The sequence below is a fragment of the Gemmata algarum genome, from assembly GCF_034097035.1.
Lineage (GTDB): Bacteria > Planctomycetota > Planctomycetia > Gemmatales > Gemmataceae > Gemmata > Gemmata algarum.
Genome location: NZ_JAXBLV010000001.1, coordinates 204466 through 230086, shown reverse-complemented (window position 1 = coordinate 230086; position 25621 = coordinate 204466). Strand labels below are relative to the sequence as shown.

Sequence of the window (25621 nt, the reverse complement as noted above, 5' to 3'; positions counted from 1 at the left end):
TTGCCATGATAACCGAACCGTTTCCGTTGTCCGCGATGCGCGGAACCGCCGACTTTCCGCTGCCGGTACGGTTACGTGTGCTGGTTGTGGACGACAACCGTGACGCGGCCGACTCGACCGCCGAACTACTCACTATCTGCGGTGCGAGTGTTGACGTGCGGTACGACGGCGCGGCCGCGCTCGCCGCTGTTTCTGCGGCCACTCCGGATGCCGTCATTCTGGACCTGACGATGCCCGAGTTGGACGGGTGCGAAGTGGCCCGGCGAATCAGACAGGTTGCCGGCGCCGGGGTGCTGCTGGTCGCACTCACCGCGCTCGGGGACGAGCACAACCGCACCCGGACCGCGGCGGCCGGGTTCAATTTGCACTTCACCAAGCCGGTCGATCCGACGGAACTGCTCGCGGTGCTCGGCGAGCATCGGAAGCGGATCGCGAACGGTCCGGCGCGTTAGAGGGCTTATTTGTTCACGGCCGGCTCAAGTCAATAGCCGGCTGAGAGCAGCCATACCGAGTTCGGTGACTTGTGTCGCCTTGAGGGACCACAGAATAGGGTTCATGAGCTCAAGCGACACCGGACCCGCGTACCCGATTTCGTTCAACCGCTGGATCACCGGTTGCAGTCGAAAGTCGCCGTCTCCGGGCATCACGCGATCCGAATCGGTCATCAACTCGCGGGGCACGCCCGCCACGTCACACACCTGTACATGGAACAGGTTTGCCGGCGTCAGCCTCTCCAGGTCTTCGGTTTTGCTCGATCCTTTATAGAAGTGGAACACATCGAGGCAGATACCGGCGTTCGGTTCGCCGCACTGTTCGACCAAAGTGACGGCTGTGTCGAGCGACGCGCAGAACGCATCCGCGCCACGGAACTCCAAGGCGATTCGCACTCCGAACCCGGCGGCCCACTGGGCCGCCTGGGCGAGCGACACCACCGCACGGGCCAAGTCGGACGCTTCGGGCGCCCGTGCGAAATCCGCAACGAGCAGCAATGTTGGGATCGCGAACCGCTCGCACAGCGCGAGCCGCCGCTTGAAATGCTCGAAGTGGGCCTTGCGCTGCTCACCCTGTGAGAGCAGCAACCCGCCCTGGTACCCGGCCGCGACCAGTTTAAGACCGCGGTCCGTGAGCGCCAGGAGGGTGTCCTCTGCGGACACCGCTTCGAGATGCTGTTCGAGCTTGGTGAGCCACACTTCCAGCGCCCGGCAACCGCCGGCAGGGTAATCCGCTGCGTCGTCCGCGAAGGAACCGGGGAGTGTCGTTACCTGAGAGATGCACGGCGTCATGGTCACGAGCCCTTCGGCCGCGGTTACGTGTGGCTGTTTTCGGCTCAGCGTCCGGCCGGCCGTGCGGGGGGCGCTGTGCTCTGGCTGGAGTTGAAGCACCCGCCCAGCCAAGCGGCGGCCGTCGCCATCGCCGACAGGTGCAGACACAACCCCACGACCAGCCACAACTTCGCCCGCCGCTTTTCCTGATCGGTCATCCCGCGGCGCCGCTTCTGTCGAGGTGCCTCAGGCGGGGCGTCGTGCGCGTCCGCGAAGAGGCTCGGGTCAATGCCCCACGCATCGGGCTCTGGCTGGCCATCGACTGGTATCGCAACAAGAACCGGAGCGGGAGGGGGGGGGGGAACGGCAGCGGCATCCACACCTGACAGCGGGAGCGCCATTGGGACCGGAGCGGGGGCTACCGCCGGCACCACCCCGGGGCGGCAGAACGGGGCCAGTCCTGTGATTATCTCGTCGGTAGTTTGAGGGCGCTCCGCGGGCGACTTTGCGAGCATCCGCGTCACAAGTGCGGAGAGGTCCGCTGGGACATCTGGGCGCACGGCGTGGAGCGGTGCCGGGTCGGCTGTGCGGATTTTGCGAACCAGTTCATCGGGTGTGTCTGCTGCGAACGGTGGCCGCCCCGCGAGCATCAGATAAAGGCAGGCGGCAAGGCCATAGAGGTCGCCGCCGGGGGAGCACTCGGATGAATCGAGACGCTCCGGAGGGAGGTAGGCCAACACCTCTGCCGGGGGCGGGCTAAAAGCGGCCGGTTCACGCACGGGTATCAGCCCGCTCTCGGTCAGTTTGACACTCGCGTTCGGGGCCGGGCGCCGTTTCGTGGTGCCGTCCGGGTTCACTTTCGTGGTCAGTGGGCCGACGAGCAGCAACCCGGGGCGCACCTCGCCGTGACACCCACCTCGCTCATGGATCACTCGCAGGGCCGAGGCCACCGCCCACCCGTACTCCGCCGCGAGGAACCCTGGCATGGCCCCGCCGACTTCCTGCACCAGTGCATCGAGTGGGGCCGCGTCGGTGGGTTGCTCGAGCACCACGTAAGGTTGGTCGTGATGGACGCCGGCGTCGAGCAGCGGCAGCAGGTTCGGGTGTGCGAGGGTGCCGAACGCGCGGGCCCGGTCCACTACCGCCTGAGGGCTGTCCGTCGGAGCGAACCCGTTCGGATCGAATCGGCGCAGGACGAGGGGGGTCCGGAGCGACGGGTGGAGTACCCGGTACGCGGTTCCACCGGGGCACGGGCCGAGGGCGTCCAGTACCGGGTATGCGCCGAAGGTGAGTTCCTGTGCCCGCCCCTCACGTAGCGCGTCCGCCTGAAACTTGCTGAGGACGCCGCGCTCCTGAAGGTAGCCGCACAGCGCCGCCAGGTTGGACAGTGGGATGTCCGGTTGGCGGATGAGGTGTTCCACCTGTTCGGGGAACAGCACCCGGCTGGCTTTCGCGGTGTCCAGGAACCCGGCGATCGAATCGGACGGCATCGGAAGACTCGTGCGGGTGCGGCACAGGTGGTACAGAGATTTTAGCGTCCCGGCCCGCGGGCGGTAGGCGATTGTGGGTGCCGGTGGTTACCAGCGGCTCGACCATTCCGCCCAGGTGACGCGGGTGGCCAAGCCCATCGAGCCGGTCTGTGATCCGTTCGCCGCGTCGCGCGGTTGGCCGTCGTAGCGGGCCGCCGCGCCCAGGTCCAGCAACCCGCGGAGGGCCAGGGTGAGGCTCTCCGATTGGGCGGTCGTGAGCGTTTCGGTCCACCCCGGCGCGGGAACCCCGGCCTCGATCACCCCGCCCACGTTCTCGAACGACAGCACGGCCGGCCTTCCGATCGTCGGGCAAAGCAGCTCCACCTCCGCGCGCTGAACCCCAAACCGAACCGCGCCCACCTGGACCGGGGCGCCGGACCATTCGGGTCGGCACGCGAGCAGCGGGAGCAGTTCGCGCTCGACGAATCGCCGAACCCCTTCGCCCGCGTGTTCGAGTTCGTGATGCAGGTGAGCGACCTTGGCCCGGTTACCGGCCTCCGACGCGCGCCGCGTTTGCCGGTGCAGTTTCGGCACCGTTCCGGAGTGGAAGCCGGGGCGTAGGAGGCCGCGCATCGACTCGCCGTGCGAACCGATCATGACCGGTTTCAGCACTTTCCCGCGGTTGGCCGCGTACAGCCGCCAGTTTTCCTTCAACTCCCACGCCAGGAACCCGAACACCCCGGGCAGCAGGAGCTGTGTAAAGAACCAGATTTGGTACGCCAGCTTGTCACCGACCACACCAGACAGGGCGGGAATCATCGTGATTAGTAGCGGTGCCAGAACCTTGTGTGACACCGTTACGACCGGGAAGTGCTTCACCGGGTTCACCTGTGGTTCGAACAGCAGGTAGAACCCGAACCGCGTGACATAGGCCACGGGGAACCACAGCAGCCCCAGCGCGGCTTTCAGCGCGAGCGAGCCTTGGGCGTCGCCGCCCCGGAACCGCACCCACTCGTCCACCCGGTACAACTGCCGCTCGACCCAGTTGCCCAGCATTCGGAACCAGTCGATCAGCGTTTCGATGAGTCCGGGCAGGAGGTTCACGCGGACCTGCCGCCACCAGTCCGACAGCGTCTCGGCGACGCGCTCCTGAACCAGCCATCCGTAGGGCGTGTTGTGGGCGACCGTAAGCACCGCGAACAGTGTCAGCCCCCACCACCACAGGAACCGCACCGGTGCCCCAATCAGGAACAGAACACCGACCGCGAGGAGCGCGGTTAGCAGTGGGGCGAAGAAGTGGCGCCGGGCAAACCGGATCGTGCCGCTGAGCCGGAGCGCCTTCAGCCCCGGCGAGCGCCAGATTGCGCTCGGGAAGTCCCAAACCGCCCCGCGGATCACCCGCCACAGCAGCGCGGCGACCATGAAGGCCGCTCGGCGGACCGGCGGCACGTGGAGCACCAGGAGGAAAAACAGGCCGAGCCCGAGAAGATTCGGGGCGGTCACGAAATCGTACCCGTGATGCTCTTCTTGGGCCTTGGTGCTGGACGCCGATGACGTCAGCACCCCGGTTACGATGTCCTTCTGCCCGCGGTCGAAGTGGAACACCAGGGCCTCATCGTCGAAGTCCCCGCCGTCGGCCGGGGGCGGACCGGGCGCTTCGGTTCGGGGCAGCACCGGCGTTTCGGGGACCGCCTTGAGCGGTGGGGGCGGTTCGCTTGCTGCGGCCCGCGGCTTTGCGGCCAGAGACTTCGCCACAAACGCGCTGATGTTGTGGCTGAGGTGCTGAACCTCTAACGCGCTCATCAGCACTAGGAACGCGCCGCCGAACGGGAGGAGCAGGTACAGCGTCAGCACCCGGCCCCAGGGCGTGCCGAAGAACAGCGAACTGAACCGGTTGATCCACCGCAGATAAAATTCGCCGCGCCGGTAAATCCCGTCGAGTGCGTAGGCGAGGTTGACATCGGCCCGCAGGAGCGGGTCACCGGTGGCGAACTCGGCTGGCCCCTTCAGGTCGGGCAGCTTCATCTGGTTCCGCGCGACCGCGTCGCGCAGGTTGCCGAACCGCAGGAACCCGCGGTCGCAGACGCGGTCGAGGAGTTCGGCAACGGCTTTGTCGCGCGCCACCTCTTCGACCCGGTTTTTCGGAACCAGACCGGACGCCGTAAAGGCGTCTGCCAGCACCGGGCCGAGCCGGTCCCGGATCTCGTGCTCCTTGTGCTCCCGCTCGCGGTGCAAGAGCAGGTCGAGGCGGAGCTGCTCGTGCTCGCCCAGCCCGGCGCGGAGCAGCTGCTGGTGCGCCTTGTTCAGCGCCATCAGGATCAGCACCGGGCGCGCGTAGGGCAGTTCCCGGCGGACCGGCCGCCGGCCGAACGTGCGGAGGGCCTCCGGGAGGTCCACGGCGTACACCTCGCGGCTCAGGTCCGCGGGGATGCGTTGCAGTTCGTACAGGCAGCGGGCGGCGCGGGGCCAGATGCCGGCGGCGGCCAGCGGGAGCAGCGGCGCGAGAGCTTGCCGCCACTCCCCCCGTGTGTGCTCGTCCCAGCTCAGCACCGCTCCGAGCCGTTCCACCAGTTTGGCCACCGCGCCGGCGGCCCCAGAGGTGGCCAGCGGCCGTGCCCCGGCGGTTGCCGACCGGGCCACCTGGGTGTACAGGATCGCGGCGCGGACGAGATTCCCTTTTTGTTCGGCGTCCCGGGCGGCGCGGAGGCGTGCCGGCAGGTCGCCCGGCTGCACCGGGGCGTCCTCGGTGGCTCGGGCCGCGCCTTCGGCCCAGCGCTCGTCCGGTGGAGCTTCCCGTTCGGGGTCCGCCGCCCCGGCGGGGCGCGTGGCCGCGGCGATCGTCTCGACCGGTATCCCGCCCGACAGCAGGTCGCGAACCTGCGTCCCGTGGGGCAGGGCGGGGAAGAACTCTTCGACCGCGTGGCCGGTAAAATGGTGCAGGTCGAGGTACACCGCCGCGAACATCCGGTACAGGTCCGCCGCGCCCGCACCCTCTGCCACGAGGTGCTCGGTTTCGAGCACGTAACGGATTTCGCGTGCCGCACTCGGTCCGAACGCGTTTATTCGCTCGGCACACAGATCGGGTGTGAGCGACTTGGCGGCGATCTGGTTGTCGATCGTTGCGAGAACCGCGGCCCGGAACAGGACCCGCCAGTAGGTACGCAACTGCTCCGGCTGAGGTCGGTGCTCGATGAGCCGGTCGTCCGGGTCGGTGACGAGCAGGAGCCGCGGTTCGGTGCCCGCCAGCACCTCGCGGCCGAGCACGTCGGCCGCGGCCAGTTCGGCCCGGGAGAACCAGTACGGTAGGTCTGGGTTCGACGGGAGCACGCGGCCGCGGTCGGTGAGGAACTGGAGCACCCGGCGCAGGTGCCGTTCGGAGACCAAACGGAGCGCGGGCTCGACCGCGCGGAGGATCGGTTCCAGGCTCGAGTCGTGGGACAAAGCCGGCTCCCGGGGCAGTGCTGCAAACGGCCTACTCACGATCATCCGGGAACCCGTCCGCGGGTCAAGCCCCGCGGCGCGCGAACGGGACGCTGCGAGAATCCGCCGCGCCCAACAATTGGACCCGGCGTAAGATGCCTGTTACGGGCGTATGCCGCGCCTGTGACTGAGTGGGTCCGCACCGATGCCAGAGACACCTAAGCTGAATCGCCCGTGGTTCGTGGCCGTGTGGCCCGGGATGGGGCACGTCGCGCTGAACGCGGGCGTGTACCTGCTGGCCAAGCTCGGGATGACCGCGGTGGCCGAGTTCGAGGCCGGCGAGCTGTTCGACGTGAGCGCGGTCGAGGTGAAGGGCGGGGTGATCCAGCCGGCGCGGCGCCCGCGGAACCGGTTCTTCGTCTGGGCCGACCCCGAGAAGCGGCGCGACCTGGTTCTGTTCCTCGGCGAGGCCCAGCCGCCGGTCGGGAAGTTCCCCTTCTGCCGACAGGTGATCGAGTACGCCCGCGGGCTGGGCGTCGAGCGGGTGCTCACGTTCGCGGCGATGGCGACCGAGATGCGCCCCGAGCACCTGTCGCGGGTGTTCGGCGCGGCCACCGACGAGCGCGGGGTGGACGAACTCCGGCGGCTGGACGTGACCGTTTTGCAGGAGGGGAACATCGGCGGGCTCAACGGTGTGCTGCTCGGTGCGGCCGCGCTGGCCGGGCTCCGCGGCACCTGCTTTCTGGGCGAGATGCCCCAGGTGTTCACCCAGGTGCCGTTCCCGAAGGCGTCGCTCGCCATCCTCGAGGCGTTCTCGGCGCTCACCCGCATCGAGGTCGATCTGGACGAACTGACGGACCAGGCGCGGGCGGTCGAAGAGCAACTGGGCGAGCTGCTCGCCCGCGTCGAAGAGCAATACGGCCCCCAGACCCAGCGCGCGGAGGACGACGAAGACGAGAGTGACGAAGAGGACGACGAGAACGAGGGGGAGGTCGCCCGGGAAGGCGTTGAATACCGGTACGAGGGGCCGGACGAGGCGGTGGCTCCGTCGGCGGTTCAGCGGATCGAGGAACTGTTCGCCCGCGCGGCGACCGACCGCGGCAAGGCGTTCGAGTTGAAGCGGGAACTCGACCGGCTGGGCCTTTTCAAGCGCTACGAGGACCGGTTCCTCGACTTGTTCAAGCACGCCGACTAAAACTCCCTGACCCCCTCTCCGTAAACGCCCCGCGCTCGAACGGACCAACACCGATGTGTCGCACGCTCGCACGCGCCGCGGCTGCCGCCGCCATTGCCGCGCTCGCCTTAGTCCCCGGTTCCCCGGCCGCCGACGTGCCCCCGGGTGACATGCTCGCGGCGTGGCCTCACCCGAAAGGGTACGTGTGCTACCGGGCGCCGGGGCCGATCACGATCGACGGCGATCTCAAGTCGGCGGAGTGGGACGCCGCTCCGTGGTCCGATGCGTTCGTGGACATTGAGGGTGACAAGCGGCCCAAGCCTCAGTTCCGCACGCGGATGAAGATGCTGTGGGACGACGAGGCACTGTACATTGCGGCGGAACTGGAAGAGCCGCACGTCTGGGCCACCATTAAGGAGCACGACGCGGTCATCTTTCAGGACCCTGATTTCGAGATCTTTCTCGACCCCGACGGGGACAACCACACGTACGGTGAGTTGGAACTGAACGCGCTCAACACCACCTGGGACCTACTTCTCACGAAGCCCTACAAGAACGGCGGACGCGCTCTGAATGGGTGGGAGATCATCGGTCTGAAGACCGCGGTCAAAGTGCAGGGGACGCTCAACGACCCGCGCGACACGGACACCGGCTGGACGATCGAGGTCCGCTGGCCGTGGAAGGGGCTTCGGGAGCTGGCCACGTTCACCGGCGCCCCGCGGGACGGGGATCAGTGGCGCATCAACTTCTCACGTGTCGAGTGGGACATTCAGGTCAACGGGGGGCAGTACACGAAGGTCAAGAACCGGCCGGAACACAACTGGGTGTGGGCGCCGCAGGGCGTGATCGACATGCACCGGCCGGAGCGGTGGGGCTATTTGCAGTTCAGCACCGCGAAACCCGGCACCGCCACTTTCAAACCGGACCCGGACTGGCCTGTTCGTGACGCGCTGCACCGAGCCTATTACGCCCAGCACGCCCACCACAAGAAGAACGGGGCGTTCGCGACGGCGGCCGATCTCGGGCTAAAAGATATTGCGGACCGTCTGGATGTGCGAGCGACGCGCACGGGGTGCGAAATCTCGTGGCTGGAGCGTGAGGCCAAACAGCCGAAGGTGCGTTACTCGATCACCGACGATGCCCGCCTGTGGAAGCACTGATCCGCGTGATATGACCCGGCCTGTGCCGTCACTGCTCTCTTCGGAGCTGGGTCGTTTCTGGTGGTAGGGCTTCGAGACAAGGGCCTGATAGGTTCGGTCGAGTGCCGTAGTTAGGCCGAAGGCGGTTCGACGGTCGCGGCGGTGTGCTCCGCGAGCCGGATCGCCGCAAGGACCTCTTCGCCGCGGGTGCGGGTCCACGGGTCCGGGTCGTCGCACGCCAGCAGCAGACCCGGGATGGCGGAGCGGCCGTACCGGATCAGCGCCCGGGTCGCGGCGGCGCGGGTCTCGGGGGCGCCGAACTTCATTACCAGCAGCAGCGGTCGAACCGCGTCGAGATCTTTCACCTCCCCAAGCAGTTCGGCCGCGGGCACGGCTACCCTGGGGTCCGCGTCTTCGAGTGCCTTGATGAGTGCGGACGTTGCGGCGGTTCCTTGGTGGCGAAACCCGTCGCGAGCCGCCGCACGCACTTCACCGCTCATGTCCTTAAACAAAACAAGTAGTAGCTCGGCCGCCCACGGTTCCGAGACGGCCGCGAGCTGGTCGGCGGCTCGGCGCCGCAATTCGGGATCACTCGCGCGAACCTGTCGCGCGAGCGACTGCGGGTTCACCCCGGACGCAATACCGAGCCCCAACACCCGGGCGAGCCATTTGACCATCGGTTTCCCTTCGCGAACGGCTTAGCGGTGCTGACGCATCGGTCGCGGCAAGAAATGCGTGCGCAGCCTTTTGACGCGGCCGATCGGCGAGAGTTCCGGGAGCTCTCCGCCGACCCGCTTTCGTTCGCCCTCAGAGGCCCTTGGCAGGGGTTACGGTCAGTTTGAGTTCTTTACCGTCGCGCTGGATGACGAGTGGAACGGCCTTGCCGGGCTTAATCAGCGCCGCCGCACGGAACGTATCGCCCACGGTGTCCGTCCAGCGGCCGTCGAGCGTCAGTAGCCGGTCCCCTTTCTTCAGCCCGCCGAGCGCCGCGGGGCTTTTCGCCAGCACCGCGGTCACGGTGACACCGGGCGTGTCGTCATCGGTTTCGCCGCCGACCTCGAAGCCCCACACCGCCGCCGGTGCGAGCACGGCCGGTTCCGGCTTTTTGCCGCCCGACACGCGCATGAGTTTGTCCATCATCCCCGCCATCGTGTCACCTGGGGAGTACCCATTCGGGGTCAGGGTCATTTCCTTCTTTTCGTAGTCAATGGTCATCTTGTACCGGGCAAAGAACGGGAACCCGACGATTCCCTCGACCGGCCCGACCACGTCCGCGATGGCCGCCACCGTGGGGTGGTCCATCACCATCGTCGTCATCCCCTCAAGTTTCAGGTCGCCGATTTCCAACTTCTTGATGGCTTTCGGCGCCGGCGCCGCTCCGAAGAGCGGTAGCCCGCCCTTGTCGCCCTTACCGAGGATGCCGGCTTCTTTCGCGATCTTGTTGTTAACGAGGTTCGTCGGGGCGCCGGTGTCGAAGATGAGCCGGTACGGTCCCTTGTCGTTGATCTTGACCTGAATCGCCATGTGGCGCGACTTCAACAATTCGAACGGCACCACGACCGGTTTCGGCTGCTCTTTCGTGGGCTCGTCGCCACGGGCCGTCGGCGCCAGACTTACGAGACCTGCGAACACGGAAAGTGCGAAGGCGGTTTTCATGGTTACAAGCCCTTTCCGAGTTCGACCACGACTTCGTCGTCTTTGCCGTCGCGGGTGATGTAAAACCGCCACTTCGTGCCCACTCCGGCCTTGGCGAGCGCCTTGGTCAGGTCCTTGGCGGAGTCGATGGAGTCGGTCTTGATGCTGGTGATCCGGTCGCCGGGTTTCAGTCCGGCCTTCTCCGCCGGGCTCCCCGCGAGCACGGCCTTGACGAACACTTTGCCGTCTTTCTCCTCGTACTCGATCCCGGTGAACCCCCGGGGGACGGTGTCGAAGTTGGGCTTGATGCCCAGCATCGCGGTGAGCATTTTCACCATCGGCCCCATCGACTGGATGCCTTCGTTACCCTTTCCGCCGAGCGGGAGCAGGGGCGGCGGGTCGAAGTTCAGCGGCTCGAACACCAACCGGTCGCTGGTCAGGTCGTACTCGATCCGGTATTTGGCGAGCACGTTGTAGCCGATCACGCCGTGCAACTCGACACCCGCCAGGCCCATGCCGTTCATGCCGTCGAGTTGGATGAGGTCCTCGATGCGGCCCTTGGCGTCTTTGACCTTTAGCCCGCCTTCGAGCTCGAACGAGTCGAACGACACCCACCCCTTCTCGCCCTCTTCGGCCTTGGTTTTCTTTGCCACGCCCTTCGTGATGAAGACGGCCGGCGCGCCGGTGTCCACGATCAGGTTGAACGGCCCCTTGCCGTTGATCTTGGTCCGCACCATCAGGTGGTTGGTGTCGGTGAGGCGGTACGGCACCTCGAACGTCTCGGCCTTTGCGGCGGCTTTCGGGTCCGGCCGTTTCGCGGGTGTATCGTCGGCTCGCGACGCGAGCAGGGGCGCGAGCCCCAGGCACGTCACGAGTGCGAGCGCGGTGCGCCAGCGCATGAAGCGTCTCCGTGTGAATGGACCGTGTAGATTGTAGCCGCAGCGTGGTGACTTGTGGCACCGGTGGGGAGAAGAGTTCGCCCGCGCCGATTCGTGCGGGCGAACACCCATTGCAACGGCCGACTGTCGAACGGGATCAATCGCCCTTGTCGTTTAACCCGCACACCCCCGCCGGCCTCGTGTGCGTTCCTACTTCTTCAACTCGGTGCGCGACAGGCGCACGCGCTCTTTGCCCGCCGGCGTCACGCCGAGGAACCCGAACAGCATCTCGCTCGTGGTCTCCTCGCCGAACCAGACGGCTTTCGGCGGGTTGTTCGGGTTGTTCGGGTTCTTGCCCGAGTTGTCGAACACCCCTTCCACGTCGAACCGCGTTCCGGCTTTAACGGATAGCGGCTTCGCGAGCCAGTACCACTCCTGCCAGTTGTAGTCCCAGTCCTTGATTTCCAGCAGCAGCTTCGGCCCCCCGTCCGGCGGGGTCATGGTGATTTTGATACTCTTGCCGATCAGGTGCATGTGCGGCATGATGCTGTGAACGTTCGCGTCCGCAGTGATCCAGGCGGAGCCCTTCTGCACGTGGTTCGCCTCGTTCGCCGGGATCGACTCCAGGAACGACATCCCGCCGACGCCGAGCATGAGCCACGGCTTCTCTACCGGCTTCTTCGCGAAGTAGAACCCGATCTTCGTGCGGTCCTTCTCCACTTTCCCCGTCCGGTGGTAGTGGAGCTGGAGCACGAGTTCCGCCTCCTTCGGCAGCAGGATGCCGCAGCCGTCTGGGAACGTCGTGCCGCCCTGCCCGGGTGCCCAGCCGCCCAGTATCCCGACGGCCGGTACCGAGGGGCGGGGCGCGTCGGCTTGGTTCGGGATGAAGCCGACGCCCATCGCGACCGGGTATCCAGGGCCGTGGTCGGTCTCGTCCGCGCCTTTCTTGCGTGCCTTTTCGGCGGCTTCGAGCTTCCGCGCCTTCCCGGTGGTGTCGAAGTAGTTGAGCGAGTGGTGGAGCACCGCCGCGTTACCCGGTTTCACTTCGTAGGCAACGACGTGCTTGTCTTCCTTGAGACCGGTGGGAAGAACGAAACACCGGAACACGTCCTTACCGGTCGGGCCGACCTGGAACTCTTCACCCATTTCGACGATCAGGTCCGGCTGGCCCAACCGCCAGCCGTCTGAGAGTTTGGGCGGGGCCGGCGCGTCCTTGGGGTCGCCCTCCGGGCAGCCGTTTTTCTCCCACTGAGCCAGCGTGTCCAACTCGCGGATGGTGAGGGTGCGGGCGTTGACGAACTCCAACCCTGCGGTCGGCTTCCAGGGCGGCATGTCGCGGTTCTGGGTGTAGTGGACGATGTCCGCGGACCAGTTCACCGCCTGCTTGTAGCTGAGCAACGCGAACGGCCCGGCGTCGCCCGGCCGGTGGCAGCTCTGACAGTGCTTCTGGAGGATCGGCGCGACGTCGCGGTGGTAGGTGACGGCGTCGGAGGTGACCGTTCGCTCTTTCGGGTCGATGTGGCAGCCGATCGCGCGGGTCGCCGGTGCCGGCACTAACTTCCCGGCAACCACCGCCTCGAGCGCGTCACGCAGGTCGTGCTCGGTGATCTGCGGGTTCTTCTTCATCCGTCCGTAATACTGGTTGTCGATCCGCCCGCGGTACCGCACGACGTGGTTGCGGTCGAGGACGAACGCTTCCGGCGTGACGGTCGCCTTGAACGCCTCCGCGGCGACGAGCTTGCTGTCCGACAGGACGGGGAAGGGGAGCTTGAACTCACCCGCCTTCTTGGTGATTTTCTCGGCGGCGTCGTCGGTGGGCACAAGGGCCACGAACCCGATGCCCTTGGCGCTGTACACTTTGTGCAACTCGGTCAGGGTGGCGGCGTAGCTGTTGGACACAGGACAGTCGAACGACAGGAACACGACGACGGTGCCCTTGTCCTTCGCGAAGTCGCGAAGGACAAGGGCCGTGCCATCGGCCGAAAAGAGCTTCAGGTTGTCGATTTCCTTATTGAGCCGGTCCGTGCTGGCGGGCGGATCAGCCGCCGAGGTGTGCTGTCTCACGGGCGTGCCTACGAGGCCCGCCACCACCGCGATGACCGCCGCCGTGAGGCCGAGAGGGACCAACCGACGCATGCGCACGTCTCCACAGGGCTACGGCGCCCGAACGGACGCGGGCGCGGCGTGTGGTTAGGATACGCGCCGGCCGGGGCAACGGTTTCGCGTTCGCGGAACTCTGCGTCAATCGGTGCCCGGGGCGCACTTCATCCCGTGGTAAGTTCGAGTTATGAGTGTCCAATGACACTTCGCGACTCGTGGCGAAAAGCGCTTGCGACAGGACGCTACCGCGCGCACAATTGCAAACACCTCCTGGCTCATTTTCCCCACCGACACGCCCCTTTCATCAAGCGAGGCCATATGGCACCGCGACGGTCCTCCCGTGCCTTTACGCTCATCGAGTTGTTGGTCGTGATCGCGATCATCGCCATTCTGATCGGGCTCCTCTTACCCGCCGTTCAAAAGGTCCGCGAGGCCGCGGCGCGTCTCAAGTGCCAGAACAACCTGAAGCAGGTCGGCCTCGCGCTGCACAACCACCACGACGCCAACCAGAAGTTCCCGGCCGGGAGTGTCGGCTGCCCGACCGGGGGGTGGTACGGGCACTCGTTCTGGCTCTCATTGCTCCCGTACCTGGAGCAGGACCCGTTGTTTGCGGGGCTCGACAAGACCGGTAACGCGAGCGGAACCCAGTACCAGTCCACCGGGTGGATTCACGAGGGCGACGGGGCGTCCAACGCGTACAACCGCACCCGGCTCAACGGCTTCGTCCTGAACATGGGCAAGTGCCCGTCCAGTCCGTTCCAGCCACTCACTGACCTGTCCGCGGCGACCAAGGTGTTCGTGTCCGATTACGTGGGCATCGCGGGCAGCTCGGACCACTCCTCCACGTTCACCTACGCCGGCCCGTACTACGACACGGGGATGGTGTCTTCGGGCGGCGTGCTGATCCCGAAGCGGCAGATCGGGGTGCTCGAAATTACCGACGGAACCTCGAACACGGTCGTAATCGGTGAGCAGTCGGACTACTGCACCCTGGCGAACGGCACCAAGGCGGACTGCCGCAGTTCGTGCGGAACCGGGTTCGTGATGGGCATCGCGGCGTCGTTTTCGAGCACCAGCGAGCCGCGCATCTTCAACCTGACGACGGTCCGGTATCCGATCAGCAAGGACGCGTCGCTAGCAAACTCGGGAGGGCAGTGCGGCGGTAACAGTCCGCTCCAGTCGGCCCACGCCGGCGGTTCGGTCAACGTCGCCCTGGCGGACGGGTCGGTGCGATCGCTGACCGCGAGCACCCCGGTTCTCACGCTCAAGCGGCTGGCGGACCGGGACGATGGGCAGGTGCTGAACGACTTCTAAGCCACGCGCACACGAGAGGAGTACGAAACATGCGGACGGTTAGATGGTGCGTGGTAGCAGCGTGCGTGGCGTTCGGCGCGGGATGCGATTCCGAGCCCCCGCTCGGGGCGGCGACCGGGAAGGTCACGTTCCGCGGCGTCCCGGTTGCAGAAGGCACGGTCGTGTTCGACGGTCCGGACGGGTCCACATACGTTGCGGACCTGGAGCCGAACGGCACGTTCGCATTCCAGGTGGCTCGTGGGGTCGGGTTGCCGCCCGGTCGCTACGCGGTCGCGGTGCGCCCGCCGCGGCCCAACAAGCCGGGAATGGGGTACGTCGCGCCGAACATGAAGAAGGCGGAGTACCCGAACATCCCGAAAAAGTACCACGACCCCAAGACCAGTGGGCTCGAAGCAACGGTCCAGGCCGGTGCGGCCACCGCGTCATTCGACTTCGAGATGAAGTAGCGAAACCGTGTCTCGAATCGCACCGTTCGGGACACGGTTCATGCGACCGCAACCGCTGCGGCGGGGGGAGTCCGCTTCGGAGCCGGTTGCGGAGCGGTTGTGACATCGTGAACGAACCGAAGCTTCTCGATCACCTTCTCAGAAATGACGAATGGGTATCCGTCCGGCTGACCGAGACCGCGGTTGAGGTTGTTCAGCACGTACGTCAGCGGGTGCCAGCTCGCAATCATCGCGTCGAACGCCGACGGCGTGCGGCTCACGACCTTCGTGTCCGGTTTCAAGCTCGGTTCGTCGGCCCGGCGCGGGCGGATCGAAATGCCACATCCGACCGCCGTTTCGAGGGCGTCCACCATGTGGAGGTAGTGCGCCCACGTTTCCGCCCAGTCCTCCCACGGGTGCGCCGTCGCGTAGGCCGAGATGAAGTTGTTTTGCCAGTCCGAAGGTGCTCCATCGGCGTAATGCCGTTGGAGCGCCGCTCCGTAGTCCGCGCGCTCGTCCCCGAACACGTCGCGGAACGAGTCGAGGCGTCCGCCGTCGCGGATGAGCACGTTCCAATAGTGGTGCCCGACCTCGTGTCGGAAGTGCCCCAGCACCGTTCGATAGGGCTCGTGCATCTGGGTCCGACGCCGCTCGCGCTCGGCGTCGTCGGCCTCGGCCAAATTGACGGTGATGAGCCCGTCCGCATGGCCGGTGAGAACCCGCGGGAGGGACGGGTCTTCGGGGTCGGCAAGGAACTCGAACGCCAGCCCGCCCGCCGGGTCGTCCGCCTTGCTGACAAGGGGCAGCTTTAGTGCAATCAGCGTGTACAGGAGCCGCCGCTTGGCCAGTTCGAGCTTGTACCACGCCGTCTTATTTGCCGGGTTCGCGAGGTTGGGAATGACCCGCGTCAGCCGGCAGGACTGACAGTACGGTTCCGGGTCATCGGCCGGTACGGCCCAGTTACACACGGCGTGTTCGGTGTAGTTCTGGCACAGCCGGTACGTTTTGCCCCGCGCGCGTTCCAGTGGGGAGGTCCAGAGTCCGTCTCGGCTCTGGTCGAGGGAACCGGTGACGCCGAGGTCCGGGAGGTACGCGAGCGTGTGTTCACAGACCACACACATCACGCTCTCGAAGAACACGAGATGGTCGCAGTGGTCGCAGTGGAAAACCTTCATGGGGCTCTCGGCATGTACGCAGCACCCCAAGCGGGCGCGGTGCATAACTCTCGAAGCGAAACGCGTGCCGCGCCGTCAGTGGTAACGCGGTGGGCCACCGGCGCGAACCCAATTATTGGGTTCGCGCCGGTGGCCCACCGCTCGAAAGACCAGTTGGTCAGGCCCCGCCCATTCTGACTGCGAGACCGAGGTTGCGCGACACGGTTACTTGGAATCCAGTTCCAGTTCCACGTCGTTGGTGCCTTCCTTAATCGTGACCCGAAGTGGTGACGTGGTGGCGACCGCGTACTTCTCGGGGAGCACCGATTTCTCGGGGATCTCGCCGTCGTAATACCCGCCCTTCGCGGTCTTCACGACCGTGACCGTGAACTCGCCGGCCGGGGCGCCGTCGCTCTTGGTGTACGTGGACATCCCGAACCGGCCCGCGTCGTCGGAGAGTGTGTCGCAGGAGGGGCTGTACTTCTCCGTGGTCTTGTTGAACGCGTGGAACGTGATGGTTGCGCCCGTGAGCGGCTTGCCGTCGAGCTTCACCTTGCCCGATACCGGGAACGTGGCCACCTTCTTGCGGATGCTCCCCTTCTCGTCGCTGTCCGGGAGCTGGAGGTTGGTGGGGAGGACGCCGGCCAAGTCGACGTTCACCAGAACCGGCGTTTCCTTCTTCATGGTCACCAGCATGACCTGATCGAACTCGCCGTATTGCGGGCCGCGGAGCCGGCTGCCGCCGCCGGTGGTGGCGAGCTGGTAGAACTGGGTGCCGTTACGCTCGAACACTTGATACCGGTGAACGTGACCCACGAACACGTTGTGCTTGCGACCGGCCAGGGCCTTCTCAACGGCGGCCCAGCCGTTTTTCTCCAGATCCTTCGCCACCCACAGCGGCTTGTGCAGGAACACGAACGTCCACTTCACGTCCTTGTTCGCTTCCACCGTCTTGGCGACCCACTCCTGCTGGGCCTTATCGATGGTGCTCATGCCGTCCGAGTCGGGGTTTTCGGAGCAGAGGCAGAGGAACAGGACGCCGCGGTAGGTGAAGTGGTAGTACTTCTTGCCGTAGCGCTCGCCCCACTTCGTCACCTGAATCTTGTTGGTGAGGTCGTGGTTGCCCGGCACGTAGAAGAACGGCATCTGGAACCGCTTCACGTACCCGTCGAACTCGTCCCACTGCTCCTTGATGGCCTCTTCCTTGGTCGTGTAACCTTCGATGAGGTCGCCGACGGACATGACGAACTGGGGCTGGAGCCAGTTGACCTGTTGCACGGCCCGCGAGAACACTTTCTCGCGGTGGCCGCCGGTGCGGTCCGAGACGACGGCGAAGGTGAACTGGTCGGGGTCGTTGTTGAGCTTGAGCGAGGTCCAGGGGTTCTTGTCCCCGGCCTCGATCTTAACGGCGCTGTTGTCGTCGGCGCGGGTGCCGCTGTCGGTGGCGGTTCCGGCTCGCGAGAGCAGGACGACGCCGGCGAGCAGGCCGGCGGTGGCCAGACCCAGGACGAACTGTTTCATGTGCGCAGCGTTCCGCAGTAAGGGCGAGGGTGTGAGGGGATACGTAGCTGAAGTGAGGTGTCGCAGCAATGCCGCGATGGCAGATTCACTAAACCTTCGTGCCGGCTGAACGGAGGTGACACGGGACACGGGACGTTTCGGTTGGCGGCCCAGGTGTTGGCATCAGCTACAACGAAACCCGTTCCCGTCCCCACACCGCGCGAAAGCAGGGTCGCGTATCAGTTCGCGCCTCGTGTTCCAAGTCGAGTGTTGTAGGTTGCCTCCCACTTCCTCGGCGAACCCGGGAGCATCACGCCGGGGACTGACAGGTCGTATTTAGTCGCATACCGCACGAACTCGCGGGGGTACTCGGGCCACTTCCCTTCCAGCTTGTGCAGAGCCGCTTTTTCTTCTGCGGTCAGTCGGCGGAACAGCTCCCTTTCGGCGAAGTGCCGCACCGGTTCCTTAAAGTCCGCGACACGCGCCGGGCCGAGTGTCGGCGCCGAGGCGCCCTTTGGTCCGCTCAACTCGCGGTGCAACTCGATCGGGAACTCCGGCCACTTACCGATGGCCGAACGGAGCCGGAACGCCGCATTCTTTTTCAACAGGCGCGACACCGAATCGGGCAGGTCACTCATCTCAGTCAACATCGACTTCGGATCGGCCGGCTCGGGCAGATAGGGGTGTGCTTTACTCAGTTCGTAGACGGTCCAGCCGTACAGCACCCAGGTCTGCTCGTTGGTGGCCAGCGCGAGTGCCCGGCGGTACTCGGCGGTTTCATCTGGCGTCAACCGCGACCGCTTCGGGTCGTCCCACTTGAACGCCGTGCGGGCGAACTCCGTTACCTCGTCGCGCCCGGTTTTGGTGTCGAATGGCCAGGGCGACCGGTTGGCCGCGACCGCCTCGGCGTGGCCCCGGAGGAACTGCCACCGCTCGCGGCGTTCCTCCTCCTCGTCCCGCAGTTGGGCGAGCAGTTCTGCTTTTTCTTTCGGGTTGGTGAGCGAATCGACCTTCTTCCGCGTTGGGGCCGGGAGCGAATCGACCCACTGTTGTTCTCGCAGGTCGCGGACGATCCCGAGACGTAGGGTCGGAGTTGCCGCGCCGAGCACCCCGCGGCGCTCGGGCTCGGGCAACCGGTCGAGCCACATCGCGTACACCTCCAACGTGCGAAGCAGCCGGTCGCGCTCCTTGGGCTCGCGGGCGTGCAGGTCGCGGTCGAGCTTCGACAGTTCCGCCTGCCGTGCGGGCGGCAACCCGCGGAACGCTTTCGCCAGCGGGCCGTGCGGCCTCCCGCTCTGGCTCTCGGGCAACTCGAGTGCGGGCGTCTTCAGCACGGGATCGTAATCGACGGCTGGGTCGTCTCCGAACAGCTCGGGTTTTGCGAGCTCCTGAACAAAGGCTAAATCATCGGCGACCGCGTAAAGAGGCAACAGGGCGATAACCCGGCTGTCGGCGTCCGACTTCGCCTCCTCGGCCTCTTTGTCTCGCGGTGGTGGCGATAGAAGTGACCGCGCCGCGCCGGTAGTCAGGTACCCGAGCACGCCGAGTACGACCGCCGCAAGGAGCGCCGCGCCGGGCACCCAGCGGCGGGCGCCCCGGTGCGGCCGGTCTGCGTCGTCGAGTGGAATCGGCATCGAGGTCGAAACGAACGGACTCGCTCCGGACCTCGTACCTACGGGGGACGGCTCGACCGGCCGGGGTCGCGTACCCGATGACGCAGGCGGCCGAACCGCGGGGAGCTTTTCGAGCGTGCGGGTGGTGAAGTTCGGCGACGGCCCGGCGGTCGGCAAGTAATCAAGCAGGTCAAACGACTTTTTCAGCTCGGCCGCGCGGGCGCGGGCCGCCGGGTCCTCCGCGAGCCGGTCCTCGACACGCCGCGCTGCGGCGGGGTCGAGCTCGCCGTCCAGGTACGCGACCAAATCGGCCTCAAACGGGTCGGGCGGTGGGCCGTCGTCGGGCTCGGTACGGTCAGCGCTCATAAGGTTCCCTCAAGCGCTCACGGTTCGGTGTTTTCGTCGTCGTCTCCCACCCCGGGGGGAACGGCGCCATCCATATAAATGTAACCTTGCAGGGCCTCACGCAGTTTGCCGCGCGCGCGGCTCAGGAGCGACTTTACCGCCTTGGTGGTCAGCCCCATCACGTCCGCAATGTCTGCGTAATTCATGTCCTCGAACTTGTTCAGCACGATCGCCATGCGCTGACGCTCGTTGAGGCCCTCGAGTGCGTCCCGGATAACGCCGGCGAGCTCCTGCTGCTGAAGGTTGTGGTTGGGCGGTTCGTCGCGGGTCGGCACGAACGCCCCCGCGGGGCGCGTCCCAACCGGGCCGGAGTCCTGCACCTCCAGCGGCATTACCGGCCGCCGCTTCCGGTTCCGGAGGGCGTTGAGTGCCAGATTGTTGGCGATGGTAAACAGCCAAGTCGAGAACTTGGCCCGCGGGGTGTACCGCTTGCGGGTCCGGTACACCCGCAGAAACACCTCCTGCGCGAGGTCCTCGGCCTCCTCCGCGCTCCCGACGAGGTGGTGCATGACGGCGACGAGCCGGTGCTGGAACCGCTCGACGAGTTCCGCGAACGCGGCGCCGTCGTCGCCCCTGACCCGGAGCATGAGCCGGATGTCCGGGTCGCGGAGCGCCATCTGTGCGCTGGTTTGGCCGGTCGCCATTTCGCCAGTGGTTCGGGGTGACGGGGGCGGTGCCGCAACGATCGGGCGCGGGCTATTGCGACCGCTCCCCTCCGAGTGCGGCTTCGGCCTGGCGGCGCAACTGCCCGCACGCGGCATCGATCTCCGACCCCTTCCGCTTCCGCACCTTTACGCTGATCCCGCTGCGGCGGAGCGTGTCGATCAGGTACTGAAGGTCGGCCTCGGCGGGGCGCTTAAACGGCAGCCCTTCGACCGCGTTCCACGGGATCAGGTTCACGTGCGCCCGCCGCCCGTGCAGCAGTCCCGCGAGCTGACGCGCGTGCGGGGCCTGGTCGTTGAGCCCGCCGAGGACAACGTACTCGTAAGTCACTTGGCGTCCGGTTTTCTCATAGAACTCGTCCGCGGCGGCCAGGATCGCGTCCATCCCGACCTTGTCGTTGGTCGGCACGATTCGCGTGCGCAGCTCGTCGTTCGGCGCGTGGAGCGACACCGCCAAGTGGTACTGTTTTCCGCTTTCGGCGAGTTTGCGAATCTTCGCCGGCAGCCCGACAGTTGAAATGGTGACGTGTCGCGCGCCGATGCCGAGCCCGTTCTTGTCGCCCGCCACGGCGAGCGCGTCGAGCAGATTGTCGAGGTTCGCCAGCGGTTCGCCCATCCCCATCACGACGATGTGGGTGAGCCGCTGCGCGCGCCCGGGGTTCGTGGTGTTCGCGTCGGTCAGGTTGCGGAGCAACACGAGCTGCTCCACCATCTCGCCGGCGGTGAGGTTGCGCACCACCCCGTTGAGCCCGCTGGCGCAAAACACGCAACCCATCCCGCACCCGACTTGCGTGCTGATGCACGCGGTCGCGCGGCCGTCGTCCTGAATCAGCACGGCCTCGATCATCCGGCCGTCGGCGAGACGCAGCACGAGTTTGTGCGTGTCGTCGGACGCGGCGAAGTGGCGCTCCACGGACATCGAGAACACGCGATGGGTGCCCGCCAGATCGGCCCGCAACCCCTTCGGGAGGTCGGACATGTCCTCGAACGCCGTTGCCCGGTTCGCCAGGATCTGCTTGCGGATCTGGTTGATCCGCATCGGCGGGTGGTTGCGTTCCGCGAGCCACCCGCGCAACGCCTCGATCGGGACATCAAGGATGCCGGGTGTGGCGTGCGGGGAGCACCGCTCACCCGTGCCGGCGGGAACGGAATCGGTTTCGAGAATCGGCAGCGTCGAAGACATAGCTGCTATTGTACGCCGGTGACGTGTGCCGGGGAAGCGCCCGGTCCGGGGCCGGCCCCGCGATAGGTTCTTAATGGCGGGAGCGTGTTCCGCACTCTCCCCGATCCGTTGCGAAACGGCGGGCGTTGCAATTCGTAACGCCGATCTAACGCCCGCATCACCGCTCGCGGCGCCAGCGGACCGCTCAAGACGCCGGTGCGGCCGTAGGCGTTCGTTCGAGTACGCTGCGTCGCGTCGCTTGCTCAGGCGCCGCTGGTCAGAACGAGGCGGACGAGTTCGGCAATGTTATCGACTTTGAGTTTGCGCATCATGTTTCCGCGATGGAACTCGACGCTTTTCTCACTCACCGCCAGGTCCCGCGCGATGACCTTGTTGGCCTTTCCCGCGACAACGAGGTCGAGCACCTCCCGCTCGCGCGCGGTGAGTGCGGTCAGTCGGGCCTGGATAGCGATCCGTTGTGCGCGCCGGGTCCGCTGCTCCGCGTCCAACCGCAGCGCCTCGTGAACCGTGTCGAGCATTTCTTGGTCGTCGTACGGCTTCTCCAGGACGTGGATCGCACCGGACCGCATCGCGCGGGCCGTGGTGGGCACGCTCCCGAAGCCGGTGGTGAGTACAACCGGCGGGCCGATCTCGCGGTTCGCCAGCTGTTCGAGCACCGCCAACCCGCTCAACCCGGGCATCCGCAGGTCCAGAATCGCGCACCCCGGTTGCTCGGTGCCCACCTCCCGCAAGAACTGCTCTCCGGTGTCGAACGACTGCACCGGAAGGTTCACGGATGTGAACAGCCAGGACAGAGATTTGCGAACGTTGGGATCGTCGTCGACAACGAAAATTGTTGCGGTCGGGAAAGCCGACATCATGCGGGGAGCACCTGACACGGGTGTGCGTGCCTCGGCCGGCGTTGCGCGGGCGTTGCTTGCGGGTGGGCGGGTACACTTTACACAACTCTTGTGTCGGGAGAAACACTGATCCCGCCACTCGGCCGGTGTGTGGAGTCACCAGAAGGTGCGCCCAGACCGCACAACCGCTACCGTGCAGCGCCCGGACTGTTCATTTGGGCGGATGGAGTAACCGAAGGCCCGGCCTGCTCGTGAGTGCGGTCAGGTGGCAAGATTTCGAAGACGGTGCATCTGTTGATGTCGATCAGCTCCGTGCAAGAAAGTGTGAAAGGCGGAGGCACGCGAGAATCTGTTGCAAGGTGTGGCGATCAATCTGGTGTTATTGTGAGCGGGCCTGAACCCCGCATGGTTCCAGGCTCACCAAGTGAGAGCCCGCACGAAACAGGAACGAGTTCGCCCCCGGCGCGAACCGTTTGTATCCGCCGTCAAGGAAGGACCAACACTTCGTAACGCGGCCCTCTCATGCCGCGCGCGTTTTCTCGTACCGCCGGCCGACTGAAAGTCATACTTTTAAGTACAACCTCGGGAGCTGGACCCAGACCTCTTCCTAGTCGCTGCGGTTCAGCATTGCCCTGAGTTTTCACGCTCAAGTCGCCCCTGGTATTACGTTCGTAGAGCGGTTCCGATGCTCTCGGTTGCGCCGGAGCGACCCCACCGCTGCGCTTTGCGGCCCTGCCACGTTATGCCAGACACCACCAACCCCTTGCACCCCTCGGCGGAACTCGTGCTCGATGCGCTGGGCGATGGCGTCCTCGTCGTCGGCCCTGACGGCGTGATCGGCTCCGCCAACCGTCCCGCGGAGGTCCTGTTCGGGTACGGCCCCGGGGGGCTGCGTGACGTTCGCCTTGAAGCCCTTGTGCCCGACGGCGCGCGGCGCGACCACGAGCGGCATCGGCTCGCATGCGCGGCTGATCCGGAGGTTCGGGCCATGTGCCGCCGCCCGGGCATCCGTGGGCGCCGCAAGGACGGCACGGAGTTTCCCGTCGAGGTCGTGTTACGTCCGTTCCACGGCGGGGCGGTGCTGGCGATCGTTCGAGCGGAACCGGTTGCACCCGCTCGTGGCACCGAGCCGGTATTGGGTCGGGCCGTAGTGCGCGCGCTCGACGAATTGGTCGCAGTCGTCGATCGCGCGGGGGTAATCGTCGCAACTAGCGCGGGGTGGGACGAGTACGCTCGCGTGGTCGGGTGCCCGCCCCAGCGCTGTGCGGTCGGGGCGAACTATCTGGACGCCTGTCGCCATGCGACCGGGCCGAACTCGGTAGCGGCGGCCGAGGTGGGCGGCGGGCTGGCCGCGGTGCTGACCGGGACCGCGGACCGGTTCGCGGCCGAGTACCCGTGCCCGAGCGGCGCCGCCGTTCGGTGGTACCGGGCGGTCGTCACACCGCTTCCGAACGAAGAGGGCGGCGCGGTCGTGGTTCACCACGACGTGACCGCCCGACGCGCCGCCGAGCGCGCGCTGGCGGAGAGCGAGTTGCGGTTCCGCGATGTCGTTGAGGCCCAAACGGAGCTGCTCTGTCGGGCGCTCCCCGACGGCACCCTCACTTACGTCAACGGCCCGTACTGCCGGTACTTCGGCCGGACGCCGGAGCAATTGCTCGGGCGCCAGTTCTGGGAGCTGATCCCGGAACCGGAGCGGGAGTACGTCGCCCGGCACCTCGCCGCGCTCACACCTGGGCGGCCCGTGGCCTCGGTCGAGAATCGGGTAATCGGCACCGGTGGCGAACTGCGGTGGCATGAGTGGACGAACCGCGCATTCTTCGACGACGCCGGGCGAGTGACCGGGTTTCAGTCGGTCGGCCGGGATGTGACCGACCGCGTTCTCGCCGCGGACGCGCTGCGCGCGAGCGAGTCCCGCTTCCGTGACCTGTTCCAGAACTCACCGCTGGCGACCGCGTGCTGGCGGGCCGACGGGGCGGACTTCGTGCTTGCCGATTGCAACGAGGCGGCCCGGCGGCTCACCGCGGGGGGAATCACGCGGGTGCTCGGGCGCCGGCTCTCGGAGCTGCATCAGAACCAGCCGGAACACCGGGCGAGCGTGGCGCGGTGCCTTCGGGAGCGGAGCGCGTTCGAGTGCGAGTTCTGGTGGGCCGGGCTGGACTGGATCGGGCCGGCCGGGCCGGACGGTGATGTGCTCGTATCGTATTCGTTCGTGCCCCCCGACTTGGTTATGTCCGCAGTGCAGTTCATCACCGTGCGCAAGCGGCAGGAGCGGGCGCTGCGCGAGAGCGCCGAACGTAACCGGCTGATCCTGTCGGCACTCCACGAGGGGGTGTTGCTGCTGGACACGGCCGGGCGCGTGCTGAAGGCCAACGAGAGTGCCGCGCGGCTGTTCGACGTGACGGCTGACCGCCTGCTCGGGACGAACCCCGGTGGCCTGCTCGGCGCCGTTCGGGGGGCGGACGGCCGGTCGGTCGCGGCGGACCAGCTCCCGTGGGAGCTGGCCCGGCTGGCCGGGGGCGCGTGTGTGGGGGTGGTTCTGGTCGTGGACCGGGACGGGGAACCGGTTCGTCTCGTCGTCAACGCTCACGCACTCCCGGGGGCCGGGGCGCCATACCCGGTGGTGGCGTCGCTCACCGACACCACCGCGCAGTGGCGGGCCGAGGAGCAACTGCACCAGCACCAGGCGGAACTGGCGCACGTGGCCCGGTGCGTGGCGGTCGGCGAGATGGCGGCGGTGCTGGCGCACGAGCTGAACCAACCGCTCACGGCGGTAATCAACTACTGTCGCGGCGGCGCGCTGCGGCTCCGCGGGGGCACGGGCACGACGGCCGAAGTGGCCGACGTACTCGACCTGACGGTGGCCCAGGCGGAGCGCGCCGCGGGCATCATCCGCCGTCTGCGGGAGTTCATGCGCAAGCGCGCGCCACACCGGTCCACGACCGACTTGAACTTCACCGTGCGCGAGGCCCTCGCGCTCGCCGGTCCGGAACTGCGGTACCATCAGGTCGCGGTAACCCTCGATTTGGGGGCCGGGCTGCCGCCGGTTCAGGTCGATCGGATTCAGATCGAGCAGGTGCTGCTGAACCTGCTGCGGAACGCAACCGAGGCACTGGCCGGCACGCCCGCCGGGGCGCGCCGGGTTGAGATTACGACGCGGTGCGTGGCGGAAGGCATTCTGGTGGAAGTAGCGGACACCGGCGCGGGGTTGCGCCCGGACGAACTGGAGCGGGTGTTCGAGCCGTTTTATACGACCAAAGAGCAGGGCACCGGATTGGGGTTGGCGATTAGCCGGAGCATCATCGAGGCGCACGGTGGGCGCCTCAGTGTCCGTTCGGCTGACGGCGGCGGAGCCGTGTTCGTGTTCACGCTACCCGTCGTCGGTGCCGATTAACCGGCCGTCTTTTTCACGATCCGGTTGCGGGTGTCTGTTTTGGGCTGGTACCGTTGTG

At 66.5% G+C, this 25621-nt stretch carries 19 protein-coding genes; 6 read left to right on the top strand and 13 right to left on the bottom strand.

Going from position 1 to position 25621, the window contains the following annotated elements:
* Nucleotides 1–5 precede the first annotated feature (5 nt).
* Nucleotides 6–452, top strand: coding sequence for a response regulator (locus R5W23_RS00940; protein WP_320684707.1), 447 nt, complete (start codon nt 6–8; stop codon nt 450–452).
* A 24-nt stretch (nt 453–476) separates the two neighbouring features.
* Here R5W23_RS00940 and R5W23_RS00935 read toward each other — a convergent pair whose 3' ends face one another.
* The 3 genes from R5W23_RS00935 to R5W23_RS00925 form a co-directional block, all read right to left on the bottom strand.
* Nucleotides 477–1283 (bottom strand): sugar phosphate isomerase/epimerase family protein, encoded by an 807-nt coding sequence (locus R5W23_RS00935; RefSeq protein WP_320684706.1) that lies wholly within the window; start codon nt 1281–1283, stop codon nt 477–479.
* 44 nt (nt 1284–1327) lie between these two features.
* A complete protein-coding gene (locus R5W23_RS00930) occupies nt 1328–2752 on the bottom strand; it encodes a serine/threonine-protein kinase (protein ID WP_320684705.1) in 1425 nt (474 codons plus the stop codon).
* 87 nt (nt 2753–2839) lie between these two features.
* The gene (locus tag R5W23_RS00925) at nt 2840–6172 is read right to left on the bottom strand and encodes a hypothetical protein (RefSeq protein ID WP_320684704.1); all 3333 of its coding nucleotides are present in this window, start codon (nt 6170–6172) and stop codon (nt 2840–2842) included.
* A gap of 184 nt (nt 6173–6356) precedes the next feature.
* On the opposite strand from R5W23_RS00925, the gene R5W23_RS00920 reads away from it, so the two are divergent.
* Together R5W23_RS00920 and R5W23_RS00915 are read left to right on the top strand one after the other, a co-directional pair.
* Nucleotides 6357–7346: a PAC2 family protein gene (locus R5W23_RS00920; RefSeq protein ID WP_320684703.1), complete on the top strand. Its 990-nt coding sequence runs from the start codon at nt 6357–6359 to the stop codon at nt 7344–7346.
* Nucleotides 7347–7399: 53 nt separating this feature from the next.
* Entirely contained in the window at nt 7400–8485 is a 1086-nt protein-coding gene (locus R5W23_RS00915; protein ID WP_320684702.1) for a carbohydrate-binding family 9-like protein, read from the top strand.
* 110 nt (nt 8486–8595) lie between these two features.
* Here the strand turns inward: R5W23_RS00915 and R5W23_RS00910 are convergent, their stop codons facing one another.
* The 4 genes from R5W23_RS00910 to R5W23_RS00895 form a co-directional block, all read right to left on the bottom strand.
* Entirely contained in the window at nt 8596–9141 is a 546-nt protein-coding gene (locus tag R5W23_RS00910) for a HEAT repeat domain-containing protein (protein ID WP_320684701.1), read from the bottom strand.
* A gap of 130 nt (nt 9142–9271) precedes the next feature.
* Nucleotides 9272–10120, bottom strand: coding sequence for a PDZ domain-containing protein (locus tag R5W23_RS00905; protein WP_320684700.1), 849 nt, complete (start codon nt 10118–10120; stop codon nt 9272–9274).
* A 2-nt stretch (nt 10121–10122) separates the two neighbouring features.
* Entirely contained in the window at nt 10123–10998 is an 876-nt protein-coding gene (locus R5W23_RS00900; protein WP_320684699.1) for a PDZ domain-containing protein, read from the bottom strand.
* A 189-nt stretch (nt 10999–11187) separates the two neighbouring features.
* Complete coding sequence (locus tag R5W23_RS00895) at nt 11188–13113, bottom strand: redoxin family protein (protein ID WP_320684698.1); 1926 nt, start codon at nt 13111–13113, stop codon at nt 11188–11190.
* Nucleotides 13114–13395: 282 nt separating this feature from the next.
* On the opposite strand from R5W23_RS00895, the gene R5W23_RS00890 reads away from it, so the two are divergent.
* Nucleotides 13396–14391: a DUF1559 domain-containing protein gene (locus tag R5W23_RS00890; RefSeq protein WP_320684697.1), complete on the top strand. Its 996-nt coding sequence runs from the start codon at nt 13396–13398 to the stop codon at nt 14389–14391.
* Nucleotides 14392–14420: 29 nt separating this feature from the next.
* Nucleotides 14421–14837 (top strand): carboxypeptidase regulatory-like domain-containing protein, encoded by a 417-nt coding sequence (locus tag R5W23_RS00885; protein WP_320684696.1) that lies wholly within the window; start codon nt 14421–14423, stop codon nt 14835–14837.
* Between the two features lie 38 nt (nt 14838–14875).
* Here R5W23_RS00885 and R5W23_RS00880 read toward each other — a convergent pair whose 3' ends face one another.
* The 6 genes from R5W23_RS00880 to R5W23_RS00855 form a co-directional block, all read right to left on the bottom strand.
* Entirely contained in the window at nt 14876–15991 is a 1116-nt protein-coding gene (locus R5W23_RS00880) for a zinc-binding metallopeptidase family protein (protein ID WP_320684695.1), read from the bottom strand.
* Between the two features lie 204 nt (nt 15992–16195).
* Nucleotides 16196–17491, bottom strand: coding sequence for a metallophosphoesterase (locus tag R5W23_RS00875; protein ID WP_320684694.1), 1296 nt, complete (start codon nt 17489–17491; stop codon nt 16196–16198).
* 218 nt (nt 17492–17709) lie between these two features.
* Entirely contained in the window at nt 17710–19449 is a 1740-nt protein-coding gene (locus tag R5W23_RS00870) for an anti-sigma factor (RefSeq protein WP_320684693.1), read from the bottom strand.
* 17 nt (nt 19450–19466) lie between these two features.
* Nucleotides 19467–20132, bottom strand: a complete 666-nt coding sequence (locus tag R5W23_RS00865) for an RNA polymerase sigma factor (RefSeq protein ID WP_261187002.1) — start codon at nt 20130–20132, stop codon at nt 19467–19469.
* Nucleotides 20133–20184: 52 nt separating this feature from the next.
* Entirely contained in the window at nt 20185–21333 is a 1149-nt protein-coding gene (gene rlmN, locus R5W23_RS00860) for a 23S rRNA (adenine(2503)-C(2))-methyltransferase RlmN (RefSeq protein ID WP_320684692.1), read from the bottom strand.
* A 242-nt stretch (nt 21334–21575) separates the two neighbouring features.
* A complete protein-coding gene (locus R5W23_RS00855) occupies nt 21576–22193 on the bottom strand; it encodes a response regulator transcription factor (RefSeq protein ID WP_261187004.1) in 618 nt (205 codons plus the stop codon).
* Nucleotides 22194–22914: 721 nt separating this feature from the next.
* Here R5W23_RS00855 and R5W23_RS00850 point away from each other — a divergent pair.
* The gene (locus tag R5W23_RS00850; RefSeq protein ID WP_320684691.1) at nt 22915–25563 is read left to right on the top strand and encodes a PAS domain S-box protein; all 2649 of its coding nucleotides are present in this window, start codon (nt 22915–22917) and stop codon (nt 25561–25563) included.
* The last annotated feature ends 58 nt before the right edge of the window (nt 25564–25621 follow it).